At 32.6% G+C, this 17,218-nt stretch carries 17 protein-coding genes and 1 tRNA gene; 9 read left to right on the top strand and 9 right to left on the bottom strand.

Annotated elements, in window-relative coordinates; translation table 11 throughout:
* Positions 1–10: 10 nt before the first annotated feature.
* The 8 genes from FT986_RS07260 to FT986_RS07225 form a co-directional block, all read right to left on the bottom strand.
* On the bottom strand, positions 11–1,384 hold the full coding sequence (locus tag FT986_RS07260; protein WP_147864522.1) for a CsgG/HfaB family protein: 1,374 nt from the start codon (positions 1,382–1,384) through the stop codon (positions 11–13).
* A gap of 6 nt (positions 1,385–1,390) precedes the next feature.
* Positions 1,391–1,789: a curli production assembly/transport component CsgF gene (locus FT986_RS07255; RefSeq protein WP_147864521.1), complete on the bottom strand. Its 399-nt coding sequence runs from the start codon at positions 1,787–1,789 to the stop codon at positions 1,391–1,393.
* Position 1,790: 1 nt separating this feature from the next.
* Positions 1,791–2,090: a CsgE family curli-type amyloid fiber assembly protein gene (locus FT986_RS07250; RefSeq protein WP_187248585.1), complete on the bottom strand. Its 300-nt coding sequence runs from the start codon at positions 2,088–2,090 to the stop codon at positions 1,791–1,793.
* A gap of 62 nt (positions 2,091–2,152) precedes the next feature.
* Positions 2,153–2,536 (bottom strand): curli-like amyloid fiber formation chaperone CsgH, encoded by a 384-nt coding sequence (gene csgH, locus FT986_RS07245; protein WP_147864519.1) that lies wholly within the window; start codon positions 2,534–2,536, stop codon positions 2,153–2,155.
* Between the two features lie 18 nt (positions 2,537–2,554).
* Positions 2,555–3,070 carry a hypothetical protein gene (locus tag FT986_RS07240; protein WP_147864518.1) on the bottom strand — a complete coding sequence of 172 codons (516 nt, stop codon included), beginning with the start codon at positions 3,068–3,070 and terminating at the stop codon, positions 2,555–2,557.
* Between the two features lie 108 nt (positions 3,071–3,178).
* Positions 3,179–4,102 (bottom strand): hypothetical protein, encoded by a 924-nt coding sequence (locus tag FT986_RS07235; protein WP_147864517.1) that lies wholly within the window; start codon positions 4,100–4,102, stop codon positions 3,179–3,181.
* Between the two features lie 470 nt (positions 4,103–4,572).
* Positions 4,573–6,759, bottom strand: a complete 2,187-nt coding sequence (locus tag FT986_RS07230) for a glutamine synthetase III (protein ID WP_147864516.1) — start codon at positions 6,757–6,759, stop codon at positions 4,573–4,575.
* 116 nt (positions 6,760–6,875) lie between these two features.
* Positions 6,876–7,820 (bottom strand): calcium/sodium antiporter, encoded by a 945-nt coding sequence (locus FT986_RS07225; RefSeq protein WP_147864515.1) that lies wholly within the window; start codon positions 7,818–7,820, stop codon positions 6,876–6,878.
* Between the two features lie 226 nt (positions 7,821–8,046).
* Between FT986_RS07225 and FT986_RS07220 the strand changes: the two genes are divergently transcribed.
* From FT986_RS07220 to FT986_RS07210, 3 genes are all read left to right on the top strand, one after another.
* Positions 8,047–8,406, top strand: a complete 360-nt coding sequence (locus FT986_RS07220) for a BlaI/MecI/CopY family transcriptional regulator (RefSeq protein WP_147864514.1) — start codon at positions 8,047–8,049, stop codon at positions 8,404–8,406.
* Positions 8,406–10,637 carry a M56 family metallopeptidase gene (locus tag FT986_RS07215; RefSeq protein WP_147864513.1) on the top strand — a complete coding sequence of 744 codons (2,232 nt, stop codon included), beginning with the start codon at positions 8,406–8,408 and terminating at the stop codon, positions 10,635–10,637. The genes FT986_RS07220 and FT986_RS07215 overlap by 1 nt, the downstream gene beginning before the upstream one ends.
* A gap of 76 nt (positions 10,638–10,713) precedes the next feature.
* Positions 10,714–10,899: an SsrA-binding protein gene (locus FT986_RS07210; protein WP_147864512.1), complete on the top strand. Its 186-nt coding sequence runs from the start codon at positions 10,714–10,716 to the stop codon at positions 10,897–10,899.
* Here FT986_RS07210 and FT986_RS07205 read toward each other — a convergent pair.
* Positions 10,896–11,405 (bottom strand): adenine phosphoribosyltransferase, encoded by a 510-nt coding sequence (locus FT986_RS07205; RefSeq protein ID WP_147864511.1) that lies wholly within the window; start codon positions 11,403–11,405, stop codon positions 10,896–10,898. The two genes, FT986_RS07210 and FT986_RS07205, sit on opposite strands and share 4 nt — an antisense overlap.
* Before the next feature lie 117 nt (positions 11,406–11,522).
* Here FT986_RS07205 and FT986_RS07200 point away from each other — a divergent pair.
* From FT986_RS07200 to FT986_RS07175, 6 genes are all read left to right on the top strand, one after another.
* Positions 11,523–11,596 (top strand) — tRNA-Arg (locus FT986_RS07200).
* A gap of 277 nt (positions 11,597–11,873) precedes the next feature.
* Complete coding sequence (locus FT986_RS07195) at positions 11,874–12,950, top strand: NAD(P) transhydrogenase subunit alpha (RefSeq protein WP_147864510.1); 1,077 nt, start codon at positions 11,874–11,876, stop codon at positions 12,948–12,950.
* A 10-nt stretch (positions 12,951–12,960) separates the two neighbouring features.
* The gene (locus tag FT986_RS07190; protein ID WP_147864509.1) at positions 12,961–13,263 is read left to right on the top strand and encodes an NAD(P) transhydrogenase subunit alpha; all 303 of its coding nucleotides are present in this window, start codon (positions 12,961–12,963) and stop codon (positions 13,261–13,263) included.
* 4 nt (positions 13,264–13,267) lie between these two features.
* Entirely contained in the window at positions 13,268–14,659 is a 1,392-nt protein-coding gene (locus FT986_RS07185) for an NAD(P)(+) transhydrogenase (Re/Si-specific) subunit beta (protein ID WP_147864508.1), read from the top strand.
* 70 nt (positions 14,660–14,729) lie between these two features.
* On the top strand, positions 14,730–15,818 hold the full coding sequence (locus FT986_RS07180; RefSeq protein ID WP_245924759.1) for a sensor histidine kinase: 1,089 nt from the start codon (positions 14,730–14,732) through the stop codon (positions 15,816–15,818).
* Positions 15,818–17,155, top strand: coding sequence for a sigma-54 dependent transcriptional regulator (locus FT986_RS07175; RefSeq protein WP_147864507.1), 1,338 nt, complete (start codon positions 15,818–15,820; stop codon positions 17,153–17,155). The genes FT986_RS07180 and FT986_RS07175 overlap by 1 nt, the downstream gene beginning before the upstream one ends.
* Positions 17,156–17,218 lie beyond the last annotated feature (63 nt).

Here is a 17,218-nt window from a genome sequence, read left to right as displayed (position 1 = left end):
GTTGTAAACTTTATTGGTCTCTTTTACCAAAATTAAACTTAATCCCAGCAGCTAAATTAAAGTAAGAATCATCCTGTTTTCCATGGGTTATGTCATCTAGGTCTTCTGTGAAAGTTAAATGATGTTTCACATTTAAATTAACAGAAAGCCTCGGACTTAAAACGTACCCTAAACCAAACCCATATTGCATTTTAAAATAATTATCCTCAAAAGCAAAATCATCTTCTTCGCTCGATTCGAATAAAACACCTGGCCCAATCATTAAATAAGGAGAGAATCGGTCATAAGGCAATAAGAACACTTCCATGTCTAAATCAACTCCTGCAAATTGTTGTTCAATATCATTTCCAATTTTAAATTCCATAAAATTTGCATTTAATGCAAATCCTAAATGAGGAATAATTTTTTTATGAAAGCTTAATTGTCCAAAATAACTAAAACCTCTTTCATCATAGTCTCCCAAAAATCTATTTACACCTAACCTTAAGCTTAGCGCATTATTATATTCCCAACTTAGTTTTTCTCTATGATAAAGCCCAATTAAACTTTCTTCCTCCTTTTCCTTAGTATATTGATTTATCATTTCATTTGCTTCATCTTCATTTTCTGCAGTCCAAATACCCTCCTTTAAACCTTCAATCACTAATGAACCCACTGCTTTTTCTATAGCTTCTTTAACAGCTAGTTGAACGGGTTCGTTTTTAGTGTAGCCCGTTTCAACTTCTAACAAACGTTGAAAATTTACATATCTAAATAAACTAGCATCAACTGCTTGTGATAAAATAGTTTTAGATACATATACTGTTTTTAAAATTTTTCCACTTGAAGTGGAAATTGCACGAAGATAAACTGTAATTCGATCTTGTTTATATTGCGTCGAACCACCAGCCCCAAAATACCTTGCTCCAAATCCTCCTGTTATAATATTTGTATCATAAGAAACCACACCTCCCTCTAACAAAACTCCTGCATATAATAGTGGAGGAACTACACCACTTCCATTGGCACCTGCATACTCTTGACGAGTAGAACGAATAATATTTCTTTCATTCAGTAGATTGTTAAGATTTTCCCTTTCAATGGGTGTAAACCAATTTGAATCTTCTAATGCTTTAATAAGAATTGAAGTACCTCCTTGAGTGACAGCGGTACTAAAAGAACTTCCGTTCTCTAAAGCTTTGTATTGACCTGTTTGGTCTTTAAAGTTATAGACTCCAATAACTACTTTTTTTTGGGGTTGAGGTAGATTATAAAGTTTTTTTGTAAAATTTGACGTTTCACCTATTCTAGCATCTTGAGGTTTAACAGGTTGGTTATAATAAGTACCACAAGACCCTAACAATAAATAAATTAAAACTATCAAAATCAAAAATAATCTACTCATAAATAATTAATTAGGTATGATAATTTGCGTTTGTTCCCCTGTATTAGTATCTAAAATATTAACCACTAAACCTTCTAAGGAATCATAAACTTCAACTTCCAAACTTCCAAATGAAAAAGTTCCTGGTTCTAATTCTCCATCCCCGATTTGATTAGTTAATAAAGACCTTTCTAGTTGATTTAAAAGCTGTCTATTCAAATTACTAGAAAAATCCTCAAGATCTGACTCCTCATCTCTATTTAAACCTTCTTCTTTAAAATCATTCTGGGCATTAGCAGAACTTAATAACCATTGGTAGTTAAAAGTATCACCCCCAAAGGCAGGGTTTATAGGTTTATAAGTTAGTTGCTGGGAAAATAAAAAACCTGCTTGTAAAAGACATATCAATAGTATAAATTTCTTCATATTAGTACTTTTGAATGGTTTCTTGATTTTTTATTAATTGTTGTAAATATGCACTAACACTTCTCAAAGATTGTGTAGACATCGATTTTAAATATTCTTCTTTAGGTTGAATAAAAAACTGATATACAATTTCCATTTCAACCATTATTTGGATTTTAGTATTTCTACCAAAATTAAAGAGTTCCTTAATCGCAATTATTTTATTTGAGTTTAGCCCACTATTGCGATAATCTATACTAAAAAAATTATAAAAGTCATTTCCTGCTTTTGTTTTTGTATCTTGAGTTACTATTCCTCGCAATAATACACCATCATCTTGCGGATTCTCAATATTTTGATTCTGTTTAATAACTGTTTCGCTTTCTATTTTTTTTTTGAATCATTAAGCACATGTCGGTCTTTACCTAAGAGATTATCATCTAGATCATATATTAACAACAATATAATTATACGGTCTTTTTCGTTTGCATTTATAGAAGTAACCGAAAGGCTCTTGCTTTCATTTGCTTCAAGTACAAAACGCCCCGTTTGACTGTTATTAGAATTATTTTTATTTCCACTTTTAATCACAGATAACTTATAATGCAAACTGGTATTTATAGCTGTTTTATTTGTAACTAAACCCGTAATTTTTAACAGGTCGTTATTTTTTTCAATTTTAAGTTTTGCTTCAATTTCTTTGTTATATATCTGCGTATGACCTAAAAAACTAATTAAAAAAATAGATATAAGATAGAATCTTTTCATTTTTTCACATTTAAATATTTATTGAAAACTTCTCACTATAATATTTCTTGCCCCTTCTTCTTGTTTAATTTTTAAATTATTTGTTTTACTATTTACACCGTATTGCTCAAAATGATTATTACCCTCCTGTGTCAGTTCAAAATAAACATTAGCTGAAGGATCCTGAACATTCCTTAGTACAATATTATTATCACCCGTTTGAGTAATTTTTTCTCTAATTGAGGCTGCTACTAAATGAATATCGATTTCATTGTTAAGTCCGTTTTGCTTTAATTGTACTTTAGAATTTGAAGATGATATAATGGAGTTAATAACATTATTGGAGCCAATTTGCTCAATATAAACTTGATTTCCTATTGTAATCTGATGAGATTCATTTACTAATGGTGTGGATCTATTAATAAAACTATTCAACAAATTAAAATTTTCATTTTCCTTATCTAATATACCTATAGAAGAATCTTCTTCAGTTTGAGCTATTCCCTGAAATGTAACTAATATGAGTAAACAACATATGCTATATTTTGACCACATAATTTCAGATTTAAAGTGATATAGGGTAAATAAATTGAACCTTCTATTCAATTTATCTACCCATTTTTAATTTAGTTATCTTAATTTTTAAAAAATTAAGAGGGAATATTAGTTAGACTGAATAACTGTTGCTGTATTAGCACCCATTTGACTCACCGTACTAATATTTCCTAGAGTTCCACTTTGAGTAACTCTCGCAGTGTTATCTGCAGTAATTGCACCTTGCGCTCTTTGATCTACCCAAGATTTATTCATTTCTCCAGATTGATCTACATCAGAGTAGTTAGTATTCACTCCAACTCCACCTTCTTGGTAAACTTTAGAGTAATTTTGATCTCCTATTTGAGATAAAATCGAACGGTTACCATCATCATGTTGTTCTACATATTCTCTGTTCGCAAAACTTCCAGTATTAGCTCCTCCAGTTGTTTGCTGAAATGTAGTACTTCTGTTATTATCTCCGTCTTGTAGAATATCAGAAAAATTCCCGTCAGTTTGATTTGGACCAGCAACCTGATCGATATCAACCCTGTTATCAGATCCCATTTGATCTACTAGGGCTCTGTTATTATCAAAAGTTTGCAAAATATCTGAACGGTTATCATCTCCATCTTGCATTACCCTAGCGTAGTTATCTTCGGCATTCATCCCGTTACCTTGCTGAATCATAGATCTGTTTCCTTCTCCATCTTGAGTCGCATAAGCTTTATTTCTATCACCTTGCTGCTCAATTGTAGAACGTTGACGAGTTGCTGTACCTCCATCTTGATCTACTTTAGCATAATTTCCATTACCACTTGCAGGATTACCACCTACATTTCCTTTCTGATCAATTTTTGAGTAATTATCCCCAATTTGATCAACATCAGCTATGTTACTTGTAAACTCTTGATCAACATCACTTGAGTTATGGCCACTTTGATTTACGTTAGCATTGTTACCTACCCCAGTTTGATCTACATCACTATTATTTTGCGCAAAAGACACAACTCCAATCATAAGAGCGGCTACGCATAAGATTGATTTTTTCATAATATAAAGTTTTAATATTTAGATTTGTTTTTAGAATTCCATTTAAGGAAATACGTTCAATCTACATTTGTTAAGAAAATTCTTTATAAAATTTTCAAAACAACAATCGTCCTAAATAAGCTTATATTTATATGAAGGTAATTATTTGTAATTATTATTTTAAAAACTCAATAAGTTTCCGGAAAAATATTGTGATTTTCAAAAAACAACCACTAAAAAGACATGTCTAATTACCTGAGACTAAATTAAATACATTATACAATTCACACAAGATAACCAATCATTTTTCGATATAAACACCTTTTAAATCGTTTTATGGTAATATTTTAACAATTAAAATAAAAATAACCAGTTTTTAACTTTAAATAATTTATTTATTCGTAATTTAATTGATTTTTAATTTCTGTTTGTAGCAAAAAAAACCTCTTAATCATACTGATTAAGAGGTTTTTAAAAAATAGGTGTTAACTCTAATTGGTAAATAACAATTCTCTATATTTTGTTAATGGCCAATATTCATCATCTACTAAAAGCTCTAGTTTATCACAGTGGTAACGAATCACTTCAAAGAATGGTTTTACTTCATTACAGTAAGCAAAAGCTTTCTCTTCAGAATCTTCTATTTTATTTGCCTTTTTACGAGCATCAATCATATCTGTAATTCCTGAATTAATTTTCTCAATATGATTAGAAATAGTTTCAATGATACCTAACTGCTCTTTTCCAAATTTCCTAAAGTCTTCTCCATAAATCTCTTTAAGACCTTTCACATTTTCTATCAATACATTTTGATATTTAATTGCAGTAGGGATCACGTGATTTCTGGCAATATCTCCTAATACACGTCCTTCAATTTGAATATGCATTGCATATTCTTCAACTTCAATTTCGTGACGGGCTTCTACCTCTACTTTATTCATTACACCTAAACCTGCGTAAAGATCTATGGTAGATTGAGCCTTTTTAATTTTTAAAGCTTCTGGAGTATTTTTATTATTACTTAATCCTCTTTTTACAGCTTCCTTTTCCCAAGCTTCACCATAACCATCACCTTCAAAACGAATACGCTTAGAATCTTTAATGTATTCTCTCAACACATTAAAAATAGCGTCATCCTTTTTCATTTTTTTATTCTTGATCAACTCATCTACTTCTACCTTAAACTCTTTTAATTGCTTAGCAACGATAGAGTTTAAAACAGTCATAGGGTTTGCACAGTTGGCTGTCGATCCTACTGCTCTTAATTCAAATTTATTTCCTGTAAAGGCAAAAGGAGAAGTTCTATTTCTATCAGTGTTATCCAATAGAATTTCTGGTATTTTACCTACTACATTTAGCTTTAATTCTGTTTTTTCTTGCGGAGAAAGTTTCCCATCGGTTACTTTTTCTAATTCATCCAATACTTCAGTTAACTGAGATCCAATAAATACAGATATTATCGCCGGCGGTGCTTCATTTGCCCCTAAACGGTGATCGTTAGAAGCTGTCGCAATTGTAGCTCTTAATAATTCTTCATTATCATTAACTGCCTTAATAGTATTTACAAAGAAAGTTAAGAACTGAAGGTTTTTCATTGGAGTACTACCCGGACTTAACAAATTAACTCCTGTATCTGTACTTAATGACCAGTTATTATGTTTACCACTACCATTAACTCCCGCGAATGGCTTTTCATGGAAAAGCACTTTAAAATAATGTCTTTCAGCTACTTTTTCCATCACATCCATTAATAGAAGGTTGTGATCTACAGCTAAATTTGCTTCTTCAAATATAGGTGCTAATTCAAATTGATTAGGAGCAACCTCATTGTGACGAGTTTTTACAGGAACTCCTAACAGCATACATTCGTTTTCCATGTCTCTCATAAAATTGAGAACACGAGAAGGAATCGCTCCAAAGTAGTGATCATCTAATTGTTGTCCTTTTGCAGGAGAATGACCTAACAAGGTTCTGCCTGATAATAATATATCTGGTCTTGAGCTCGCTAAAGCGGAATCAATTAAAAAGTATTCTTGCTCCCATCCTAGAGTGGCATTAATTTTAGTAACTTTTTTGTCAAAATATTTAGCTACTTCTGTAGCTGACTGATCTAAAGCTTGAAGAGATCTTAAAAGCGGAGTTTTATAATCTAATGCTTCTCCCGTATAGGCTACAAATACGGTAGGAATACAAAGAGTCGTTCCTAAAATAAATGCTGGTGATGTTGGGTCCCAAGCAGTATATCCTCTTGCTTCAAAAGTGTTTCTTATTCCTCCATTAGGAAAGCTAGAAGCATCTGGCTCTTGTTGTACTAAAGCTCCTCCTCCAAATTTCTCTATGGCAGAACCATCTTCAACAGTTTCGAAAAAAGCATCATGCTTTTCTGCAGATGATCCTGTTAGTGGTTGAAACCAGTGTGTATAATGTGTTGCTCCTTTAGAAATAGACCATTCTTTCATTCCCGTAGAAATGTGATCGGCTAAATTTCTATCGATTTTTGAACCATTCTTAATTGCGTCCATTACGCTCTTATAAGAATCTCTTGTTAGAAACTGACGCATCGCCTTTTCCCCAAAAACATTTTGTGCAAATATCTCTGATCGACGTGCTGGTTCTTCAACATGAACTGGTTTACGGTTTAAACTTTCTTTTAATGCTTGAAATCTTAAAATTGCCATTTTTTTTGGTTTGTGTTGCACGACAAAATTAATCATTTTTAAAACACCCCCTATATTTTAATGTTAACTTATTTAAAAAGATGTTATTTTTATTAACACCCCCTTAATAAATAATATTAAATAAAAGTTAAAGCTATAAACAGCGCATAAGCTGAAAAAATAATCACTCCTTTATATCTACTGAATATAAATTTCTTTGGCAAGAATACCAATGGAAGTATAATAAAAGCAAAACCTAGCATCCAAAAAATATCATTGGTTAAAATTTCATCAGACTGCATTACGATAGGTTTAATGATGGCAGTAATTCCTAAAACGGAAGCAATATTAAAAATATTAGAACCTATTAAATTTCCTAACGAAAGTGCTTTTTCTTGTTTTAATGCTGCAATTACCGAAGCTGCAAGCTCTGGAACACTTGTTCCCACCGCTATCATAGTTACCGAGATTACACGCTCGCTTACGCCAATTTTAGTTGCCAGATCTACCGCTCCCGTCACTAAAGACTCGGACCCGAAGTATAGTGCCACTCCTCCTATAATTAACCAAACAACGATTTTAAAATAAGAAACACCTTGCAGCTTATCGTCAATATCTTCTGTAGGAACCTCATCGTGTTTTCTTGCACGCTGTATTAAAACCAAAAGATAAATAACGATTGCAACTACGAAACCTATCCCTTCAGTTCTTGAAATTTCACCCCCTGTATATAAAAAGAAATAAAGCATCACCGAGAATAACATCATCACCGGCCAGTTGAATTTATAAAAATCTTTATCTATTTCTAGACTACTTATAATAGCTGTAATTCCCAATACCAATCCTATGTTGGCAATATTAGAACCTATAACATTCCCTAAACTAATGTCTGAAAAGCCATCTAATGCCGCTTGCAAACTTACTAGAAGCTCTGGCATAGACGTAGCAAAAGAGACTACGGTAAGCCCTATGACCATTTTAGAAATATTTAATTTAAAAGAAAGTGCTACAGAAGATCTTACCAAGAACTCTCCTCCCACTACTAATAAAACCAAACCTAATAGAATAAGTAAAACAGACATATCGATTTTTTTTTGCGAAGATAAGGGTTTTCTTTTTCAGAGAAATTAAAATAGAAACTAATAAAATAGTTACATAACTATAAAAATAGTTGTTTAACTTATTTTTTAGTTATAGATTTGATTTGCGTTAAGGATGGAAACGGCATCCTTTTACTTGTTTTTTTTAAACAAGAAAAAGATATAGTGGACAGCCTGACCTGAAAGGGAACGCCCAAATAACACAACTATGGAAAAATTAACTCCGAAAGAGGAAGAGGTGATGCAAGCTTTATGGAAGCTAAAAGAAGCATTTGTAAAAGAAATTTTAGCCGAAATGCCTAATAGCAAACTGCACTACAATACGGTTTCTACACTGGTTAGAAAGCTAGAAGAGAAAGGGTTTGTAAATTATGAAGCGTTTGGAAAAACCCATCGTTACTTTCCTAAGGTTAGCAAAGAAAGTTATTCTGCCTATTTTATGAAAAATGCTACTCAAAAGTTTTTTGATAGTTCTTATAAGAATATGGTTTCTTTTTTCGCTCAAGAGGAAAAAATAAGCGCCAAAGAGCTACGCGAAATTTTAGAGATTATCGAAAATAAAAAGTAATGGAAATTCTTCTCTACTTATTAAAAAGCACATCTATATTAGGACTATTTTTTATCGTCTATTATTTCGCTTTACGAAAAGACACCTATTTTGAGAGTAATCGCTACTTTCTTTTACTAGGAATGGTGTGCGCTTTTAGTTTTCCTTTTTTAGAATTTACTCAAATCACATATATTGAAACTGAGCCTATTTTAAATTCGGTTTTTTTACCTGGAAACGAAGTTAGTTCTTCTCCTGTACAAAACTTTCCTTTAGCAGAAACTGAATCATTTAACTGGTTAAAACTATTACTTAACCTTTATATTGTTGGGGTGATTTTTATGGGCATTAGGTTTTTATTTCAGTTACTCAGCCTATTTAATATTTTAAGACTACCTAAAAAGAGAGATGCTGAAGGTTTTTATCATATTGAATTAATTAAAAAAACCTCTCCGTTTTCCTTTTTTCATTTTATTGGTTATCACCTACCCTCCTATCAAAAAGATGAGCTAAAATTAATCATTGAACATGAAAAAATTCACGGTAAGCAATACCACTCTATAGATGTAATGCTACATCAACTCATGCTTGTATTTTTATGGTTCAATCCGTTTGCTTGGTGGTATAATAAACAAATGCTAGAGAATTTAGAGTTTATTGCGGACAGAAATGTTACCACAAAAAACAACGTTGACCAAAAAGAATATGCACTTACCTTATTAAAAACTTCTAATCATCATCACTCGCCTAGTTTAGGCAATTCATTTTATCAATCATTAATCAAAAAACGAATTGTTATGTTACACAAAAATGCATCGTCCAAATATGCTTGGGCCAAATCTATTCTCATTTTACCTTTATTAAGTCTTTTTTTATGGAGTTTCAATGTAAAAGAAGAAATAAAATTTATTCCCTTAGCGGAAAATCAATCCACGGAAATTCATGAGAACGAAAACCTTCCTCATAAAGATTTAATTACAGAAGGGATAAAGTCGGTTAAAAACGCTTCAGCTAATCATCTTCAAGAAGTTGATAAAACTCAGCAGCAGCAAAAAACAGCTTTAACTACTAAAAAAACGTATGTAATTACTAAATACACTTCTGATAAAGAAATCAGAAAAATTAAAAACGGACTAGAAAAAGAACTAGAAAATACTAAACTAAAGTTTTCTAATATAGAGAGAAACACTAAAAGTGAAATCATTTCTCTAACGATTAGCAGCAAATTTAAAGATAATGAAAGCTATATAAAAAATATGATTATTGAAGGGGTCAATAGTTTTCCTATAAAAATAGTGGTTGTAAATAACCATATTAAAATCTGGAACAAAAACGATGAAGCTACCATAATTTCTAATAACGGAATCACAGCTGAAAAAAAAATAACATCCAACAAGTTAGGAGAAAAACCTTTAATTATTATTAATGGCAAAGAAGCAAATAAGTTTCAAAAAAAATCTCATACATTTAAAGAAGGTTCTTCATTAAATGTAGAAAGACTCGAGCCCGAAGAAGCACAGAAAATCTACGGAGAAAAAGCCAAAGATGGGGCAATTATTATTAAGGAGATTCCTGCAATTCAAACTTCAAATGAAGGTGTCAAAAAAGCTTTAAGAACTACTAAACAAAGTCCACTTATCATCATTAATGGAAAAGAATCTAATCGTAAGGAATTGAGCTTACTCCAACCTGAAAATATTGAAAATGTAAATTTAATTAAGGAGCAGAACGCTATAAGTGAATACGGAGATAAAGCTAAATACGGCATTATTGACATAACCTTAAAAGAAGACAAAGAGATCCCCTCGAAAGAAGAAAACAATAAAGAGATTGAGGTCGAAATTATCGAGTCTGCAAGTGAATATATTTATTGCCTTAACGGTAAACAAATAGAAGCAAGCGAGGCAGCAAACATCCCAGCTGAAAAAATAAAAACGATTACAGTTTACACATCTCAAGAAGCAAAGGAGAAACTAAATATTAATTCAAACGGAAAAAAATTAATGAATTTTAATATTTACAAAGAAGGTGAAATCAATACAACCTCTCCTAAAGAATTGTTAGAGCATCAAATTTCTCTTCAAAACAAAAACACCCTCATTATCCTTAACGGAAAAGAAATCACAAGAAGACAACTTAGTGAGCTAAACCCAGATCAGATTAAAAGCATCTTTACATTAAAAGGTAAAAAAGCTATTGAAAAATTTGGAAAAAAAGCTAAAGACGGAGTAATTGTCATCACAACCAAGTAAAAGCCTATAATTTTCTTAAAATATGAATCCTTGAAAGCTTGTCTTTCAGGGATTTTGTATTTTTAAAAGAAAAACCATGGGACTTAAAACATCAATATTTAGAGGTTTATCTAAACTCAATAAAGCCATTTTGCCCAATTATACCAAAAAAGGGCTCGACTTAAGAAATGCTAGCAAATTTCAACTGGCAATTATTGGCTGGAAAGCTTGGGTTACTAAACACGCTGGAGCAAACCCCAATCAAAAATTATTAGAAAATTAATACTTTATGAGCGAGAAGATGTCTTTTCCTTCTAATTGATTTTTCCCTTCTAAAAAAGTAAGCTCAATTAAAAAATTACATTGAATAATCTCTCCTTCTAAACGTTCTACCAAATTGCAAGCAGCTTTAGCGGTGCCGCCAGTCGCTAGAACATCATCATGAATTAAGACTTTTTCTCCTTTTAGAATCGCGTCTTCGTGAATTTCTAACTCATCTTGACCGTATTCTAGATCATAAGGTTCTTTTAAGGTATTATAAGGTAGTTTCCCCGATTTCCTTATCAGAACAAAACCTGCCTTTAACTCTTTTGCCAATAAAGTAGCAAAGAAAAAACCTCGAGACTCTATTCCCACTACTTTGTCTATTGGCGAATCTATTTGCTCTGCAAATTTCTTCACACAATATTCCATAACTTTATAATCTTGTAAAAGCGGAGTAATATCTTTATAACTAATCCCTTTCTTAGGAAAATCGGGTATAGTCCTTACTAATGATTCAATATTCATAGGAGTCAATTTTGGAGTTTTCGAAGATAGCCAGAAGTTTTTACAATTAAAATTTGAATTTTAAAACAGAAAACTTTGTAGTTTTATATAAAAGAGATATATTTGCACCCGCAAAACGGCCTTGTGGCGCAACTGAATAGCGCACCTGATTACGGCTCAGGAGGTTCCAGGTTTGAATCCTGGCAAGGTCACTACAAAACCCTAAAACGTTTATTATCGTTTTAGGGTTTTTTTATTTCCCAATTTTCAGCTTTTCCACACGCAAGTAAAATATCTTTTCATCTTCTTCTCTATTCGGCACACTACTATTCAAGCGAGTAATACCTACCCAGTAAAATATTTCACTAAAAAAACACAAAATTCTAATATTCAGTAAATTAAAAACCAAAAGTAGATCTTTTCTTAAGATGGTATAAAACTTGGCAAGTCCTAGCTTTAAAATAAGCTGATCACATATTTATATTATTTATGAAACATCATTTTGGACTTCTAAAGGAGTCCTCTCAAGAAACAAGACTCGCCTTTCTTCCCCAAGAGGTAAAAAAATTAATTGAAAAATATGAAGTTGTTATTCAAGTAGAAAAAGACTACGGTTTAAGAGCAAACATAACAGATGCCGAATATATTTCTGCAGGAGCTACTATAGAAACTAAAGCTCATATCTTACAAAAGGCAAACTTTATTCTTTCTATAAACGATGTAATAGAAGAAAAGGATAACGTAACCCCTCACACCACATTTATTGGTATTTACAACACTTTATATTTTTCTGAGCGACTTGAAAAGTTTAAAAAACTGCAAGCAAAGGTTTACAGTTTAGACCAACTTCCTAGAACTACTTTAGCACAAGCGATGGATGTGCGATCTTCTTTAGATGCTCTATCTGGATATAAAGCTGTTTTAAAAGCAACGGAGTTATACTCTAAAGTTTTTCCTATGATTACGACAGCCACAAGCACTTTACAACCTGCTAAGGTTTTAGTTTTAGGCGCTGGAGTTGCAGGTTTACAAGCTATTGCTACCACAAAACGATTAGGAGCCATTGTACACGCTTTCGATGTAAGAAAAGCTGCTGGAGAAGAAGTAAGAAGTTTAGGCGCTAATTTTATAGAAATTGAAGGAAATACCGAAGCTAAAAATGCAGGCGGTTATGCTGTAGAGCAAGCAGAAGATTACAAGCAACGACAACAAGATCGCATAAACGAGCAACTCCAATCTACAAACATAGTGATATGTACAGCGAATATTCCTGGAAAAAAAGCTCCTGTTCTTATTGATGAAAACGCCGTACAAAATATGCCTTCTGGTTCGGTTGTTATCGATCTAGCAGCAGAACAAGGTGGTAATTGTAGCTTAACCAAAAACAACGAAACGATAACATACAATTCCACTACAATTTTAGGAAACTCTCATTTATCGAGAGAACTTTCAAAAGCTGCTTCTCAATTATTGTCTGCTAATTATTTCAACTTTATAAAACATCTCATCGAAAAAGGGGAAGAAAACGAACTTATTAAAGCTACTCAAGTAATTAATCAAGAATAATAATTAAAATATGGAATTTTTACAAAATAACTTAGAAGCGATTTACATCGTACTCCTTTGTATCTTCATTGGAATAGAAGTACTATCTAACGTGCCATCGGTTTTACACACACCACTTATGTCGGGAGCAAATGCCATTAGCGGTGTTATTACCATAGGAGCCATTGCCATAGTACTTAATTTACCTGAAGATGCTCATATAGGAATATTAATTCTAGGCGGAATAGCTGTTTTTTTAGGAACACTTAATATCGCTGGAGGATTTTTAGTGACCCGTAGAATGTTGAGAATGTTTACCACAAAATCTAATTAAAGTTATGAATATCATTATGAATATTGGCTATTTATTAGCCTCGTTCTCTTTTATCACAGGTCTTAAATTAATGAGCTCACCTAAGCACGCCAGTAAAGGAAACACCATAGCTGCTGTTGGTATGCTAATTGCTATTCTTAGTGTTTTTACGGGAATTATATCAGAGAAAATCAATTACACTAATTTGGGTATTATTTTAACCGCTATTGTTCTAGGGATTCTAGTAGGTAAGCAAATGGCTTTTAAAGTTAAAATGACTGGAATGCCACAAATGGTATCTCTACTTAACGCTACTGGCGGTGGATGCGCTATGTTATTAGGATGGATTGAAGCCATACAAATTAATACTACTATAGCCACTGGGCCCCAAATTCTCTTAAACTTAGGAACGATTACTGGAGCAATTGCATTTTCAGGAAGTATAATAGCCTACTTAAAACTTTCAGGAAAATTAAAAGATCGTAATTCTTTATTTATCAATGTGATTTCTAAAATTCTAGTAATTATTTGTGTCGCATTACCCATAGCTTTTGCAGCCTCGGTTTTACCTATTTCATTTTTTCATCTTACCCTCATTTTATTAGTATTAGGATTACTTTACGGAATTATATTCGTGATGCCCATTGGTGGTGCAGATATGCCTGTAGTGATTTCTTTACTCAACTCTATTACTGGAATTGCCACTGCATTAGCTGGTCTTTTATACGATAATAAAACCATGATTGCAGGAGGAATTTTTGTGGGTGCCGCAGGAATTTTCTTAACTATTCTAATGTGTAAAGCCATGAATAGACCTCTATGGAAAGTTATTGCTGGTTCCAATAAAAGCAAACAACAGGGAGCACAAACATCTCAGCAGCAAGTAATTCAAGAGACCAATGTTTCTGAAACAGTTACTAAATTACTTCTGTCAAAAAAAATCGGAATTGTTCCTGGTTACGGAATGGCTGTAGCACAGGCTCAACACACTTGTTTTCAACTTCAAAAATTATTGCACGGACAAGATAAGACCTTAGATTACATTATTCACCCTGTTGCAGGTAGAATGCCAGGACATATGAATGTGTTACTCGCCGAAGCAAAAATAGATTATGATTACCTCAAAGAAATTCACGAGGCCAATGACTATATACAAGAATACGACTTATTATTAGTTATTGGGGCAAATGATGTTGTAAACCCTGTTGCGGAAACCAACCCAGAGAGTTCTATTTATGGCATGCCAATTATTAAAGCACATTTAAGTAAAAACGTCATCGTATTTAAACGAAGTATGAATCCCGGTTATGCAGGTATTGCAAACGAATTGTTTGAAAAAGAAAATTGCCAGCTTCTTTTTGGGGACGCTCAAACCAATTTACAAGAGATCGTTGAGCAATTGAAAGTTTTAAACTAAATCTGAAATTTTAAAATAGCGTTAATAAAATTATATTATATTGAATCGCCGGTGCAATAAAATAATGAATATGGGAGCAAATGAAAATTTAATTGAAAGAGTAAAAGAACTAAGCTGTCTATATGAAATCTCTTCCCTTTTTCAATCGCAAGATCACCAAGACCCTCAAATAATTTTGGAGAAGATAACCCATGTTTTAAAAAAAGCCTGGCGTCACCCCAATGCAGCATATGTAGAAATTAACGCTTTAAAACATCACTTAAAAACCGATGAGATTCCTGTAAATACAGTTCATCAATCTTGTGATATTTCGCTATTTAAGAAACGCGCTGGTGAGATTAAGGTGCACTATCCTATTCCGCAGTTTCAAACAAGTGATTTTCTAGAAGAAGAACAAAAACTATTAAATAAAGTAGCTCACGAAGTAAGTATTTTTTTAGAGAAGATTGAACAACAAAAGAAAGAAGAGTGGTTACAACGCAGTGCCCAACGTAATGATCGACTTGCGATTTTGGGAGAGATTACCGCAGGTATTGCGCACGAGTTAAACACACCTTTGGGAAACATGTTAGGCTTTGCTGAATTTATTGAAGAAAAAACAACCGATCCCTCCATTAAAAGAGACAGCAAAAAAATAATTGATGCTGCTATTTTTTCTCGAGAAGTAGTGAAGAAACTTATGTTTTTTGCTTGTGAAATGCCACAAAACAGAGAACATATTAATATAAAGCCTGTAGTAGAACAAGCTTTAAGTCTTCTGGGACAAAACTTCAAAAAAGCAGAAGTAAGCGTAAAACTAATTGCAAAAGAAGACATTGAAGCACAAATAGATAGCATTCAACTTACACAAGTATTATTCAATTTACTCATTAATGCCATCTATGCTTCTCCAACCAACAGTAAAATAACCTGTAGCTTAACGCAGGATGAAAAAAACATCTACATAACGATTGCAGACCAAGGTAAAGGTATTCCAGATAAATATGCTAAAAAGGTTTTCGATCCGTTTTTTACTACAAAACCTGTAGGAGAAGGATCTGGATTAGGTCTAAGCGTTGTACACGGAATTATAAAAAGTCATAAAGGAAGTATTACCTTTAGCAAAAATAAGCCCAAGGGTACAGTTTTTAAAATAAGTATTCCTAAACACCACTATTAATGGCACTAAAACGAGAAAATATTTTAATTGTAGATGATAATTATGATATGTTAGAGGTTCTTCAACGGAATCTTAAAGCTTTAGATTATCATGTTTACAAAGCTTCTTCTGTAAAGGAAGCACTAGATATTCTCAAATTATCTGCTATAGATTTGTTGATTACTGATATACAAATGCCAGAAGTTAATGGTATAGAATTGCTAAAATACGCTGGCGAGCATTATCCTTTTCTTCCAAAGTTAGTCATTACGGGGTTTCCTTCGATTACCTCTGCAGTGACTGCGATCCAATCTGGTGCTACAGATTATTTAGTAAAGCCCTTTACGAGCAATGAATTAAAAAATTCAGTAAAAAAATCTTTAAAAAACAAATTAGCGAGTCCAATTCAATTGGGAGATAAATCTGTGAAAGATCAAGATATTCCTATGGTGTATGCTGGGATAATAGGAAAATCTTCTTCCATACAAAATGTGATTGAAAGCATAGAGCGGGTAAAAAATAACCGGGCCACTATTTTAATTCAAGGAGAAAGCGGAACAGGTAAAGAACTTATTGCTCGCGCTATTCACTATAAAGGTTCGTTTGCGGGAAATCCTTTTATTGCTGTAAACTGCGGCGCTATTCCCGAGAATTTATTAGAATCTGAACTGTTTGGGTATGAAAAAGGTGCTTTTACAGGAGCTAATCAAAATAAAGAAGGTTTCTTTCAAGCAGCGAATACTGGTACTATTTTCTTAGATGAAATTGGTACTGCTCCTGCTTCGGTACAAGTTAAATTATTAAGAGTTTTACAAGAAAAGGAAGTCACTAAAATTGGAGCTACAAAACCTCAAAAAATTCAAATTAGGATTATTGCTGCCACCAACGAAGATCTATATCAACAAGTACAAAAAGGTACTTTTAGAGAAGATTTATACTATCGCTTAAATGTGGTAGATATACATGTGCCTAACTTACACGAACGCAAAGAGGATATCCCACTACTGGTTCAATATTTTTTATCTAAATATGCTAAAGAGTATGCCAAAGATAAAATACAGCTAAGCGATCGTATTTATGAAATATTTGAGCGTTACCCTTGGCCCGGTAATATACGAGAATTGGAAAACTGCATTCAAAAATTAACAATTATGAATGAAGACCAAGTAGATTTACCTCAGCTTCCAAAACACTTTAAATATAAAATAGAAACCACTGGAAAAGAAACATTTGTTCCGTTAGAGCAAATGGAGAAACAATATATTCAAAAGGTACTTTCTTCGGTAGATAATAATAAGACTAAGGCTGCCGAAATTTTAAAGATCAATCGAAAAACATTACGAAGTAAGTTAGAGTAAAGAAATAAAAAACGAGTACTTTCATGAAAAAAGCACTCGCTATTTGATACGTGGTTTTACTAT

The organism is Mesonia sp. K4-1 (assembly GCF_008017825.1).
GTDB lineage: Bacteria > Bacteroidota > Bacteroidia > Flavobacteriales > Flavobacteriaceae > Mesonia.
The sequence above is the reverse complement of the archived record's forward strand: the minus strand, read 5'-3'. Positions and strand labels throughout refer to the sequence as shown.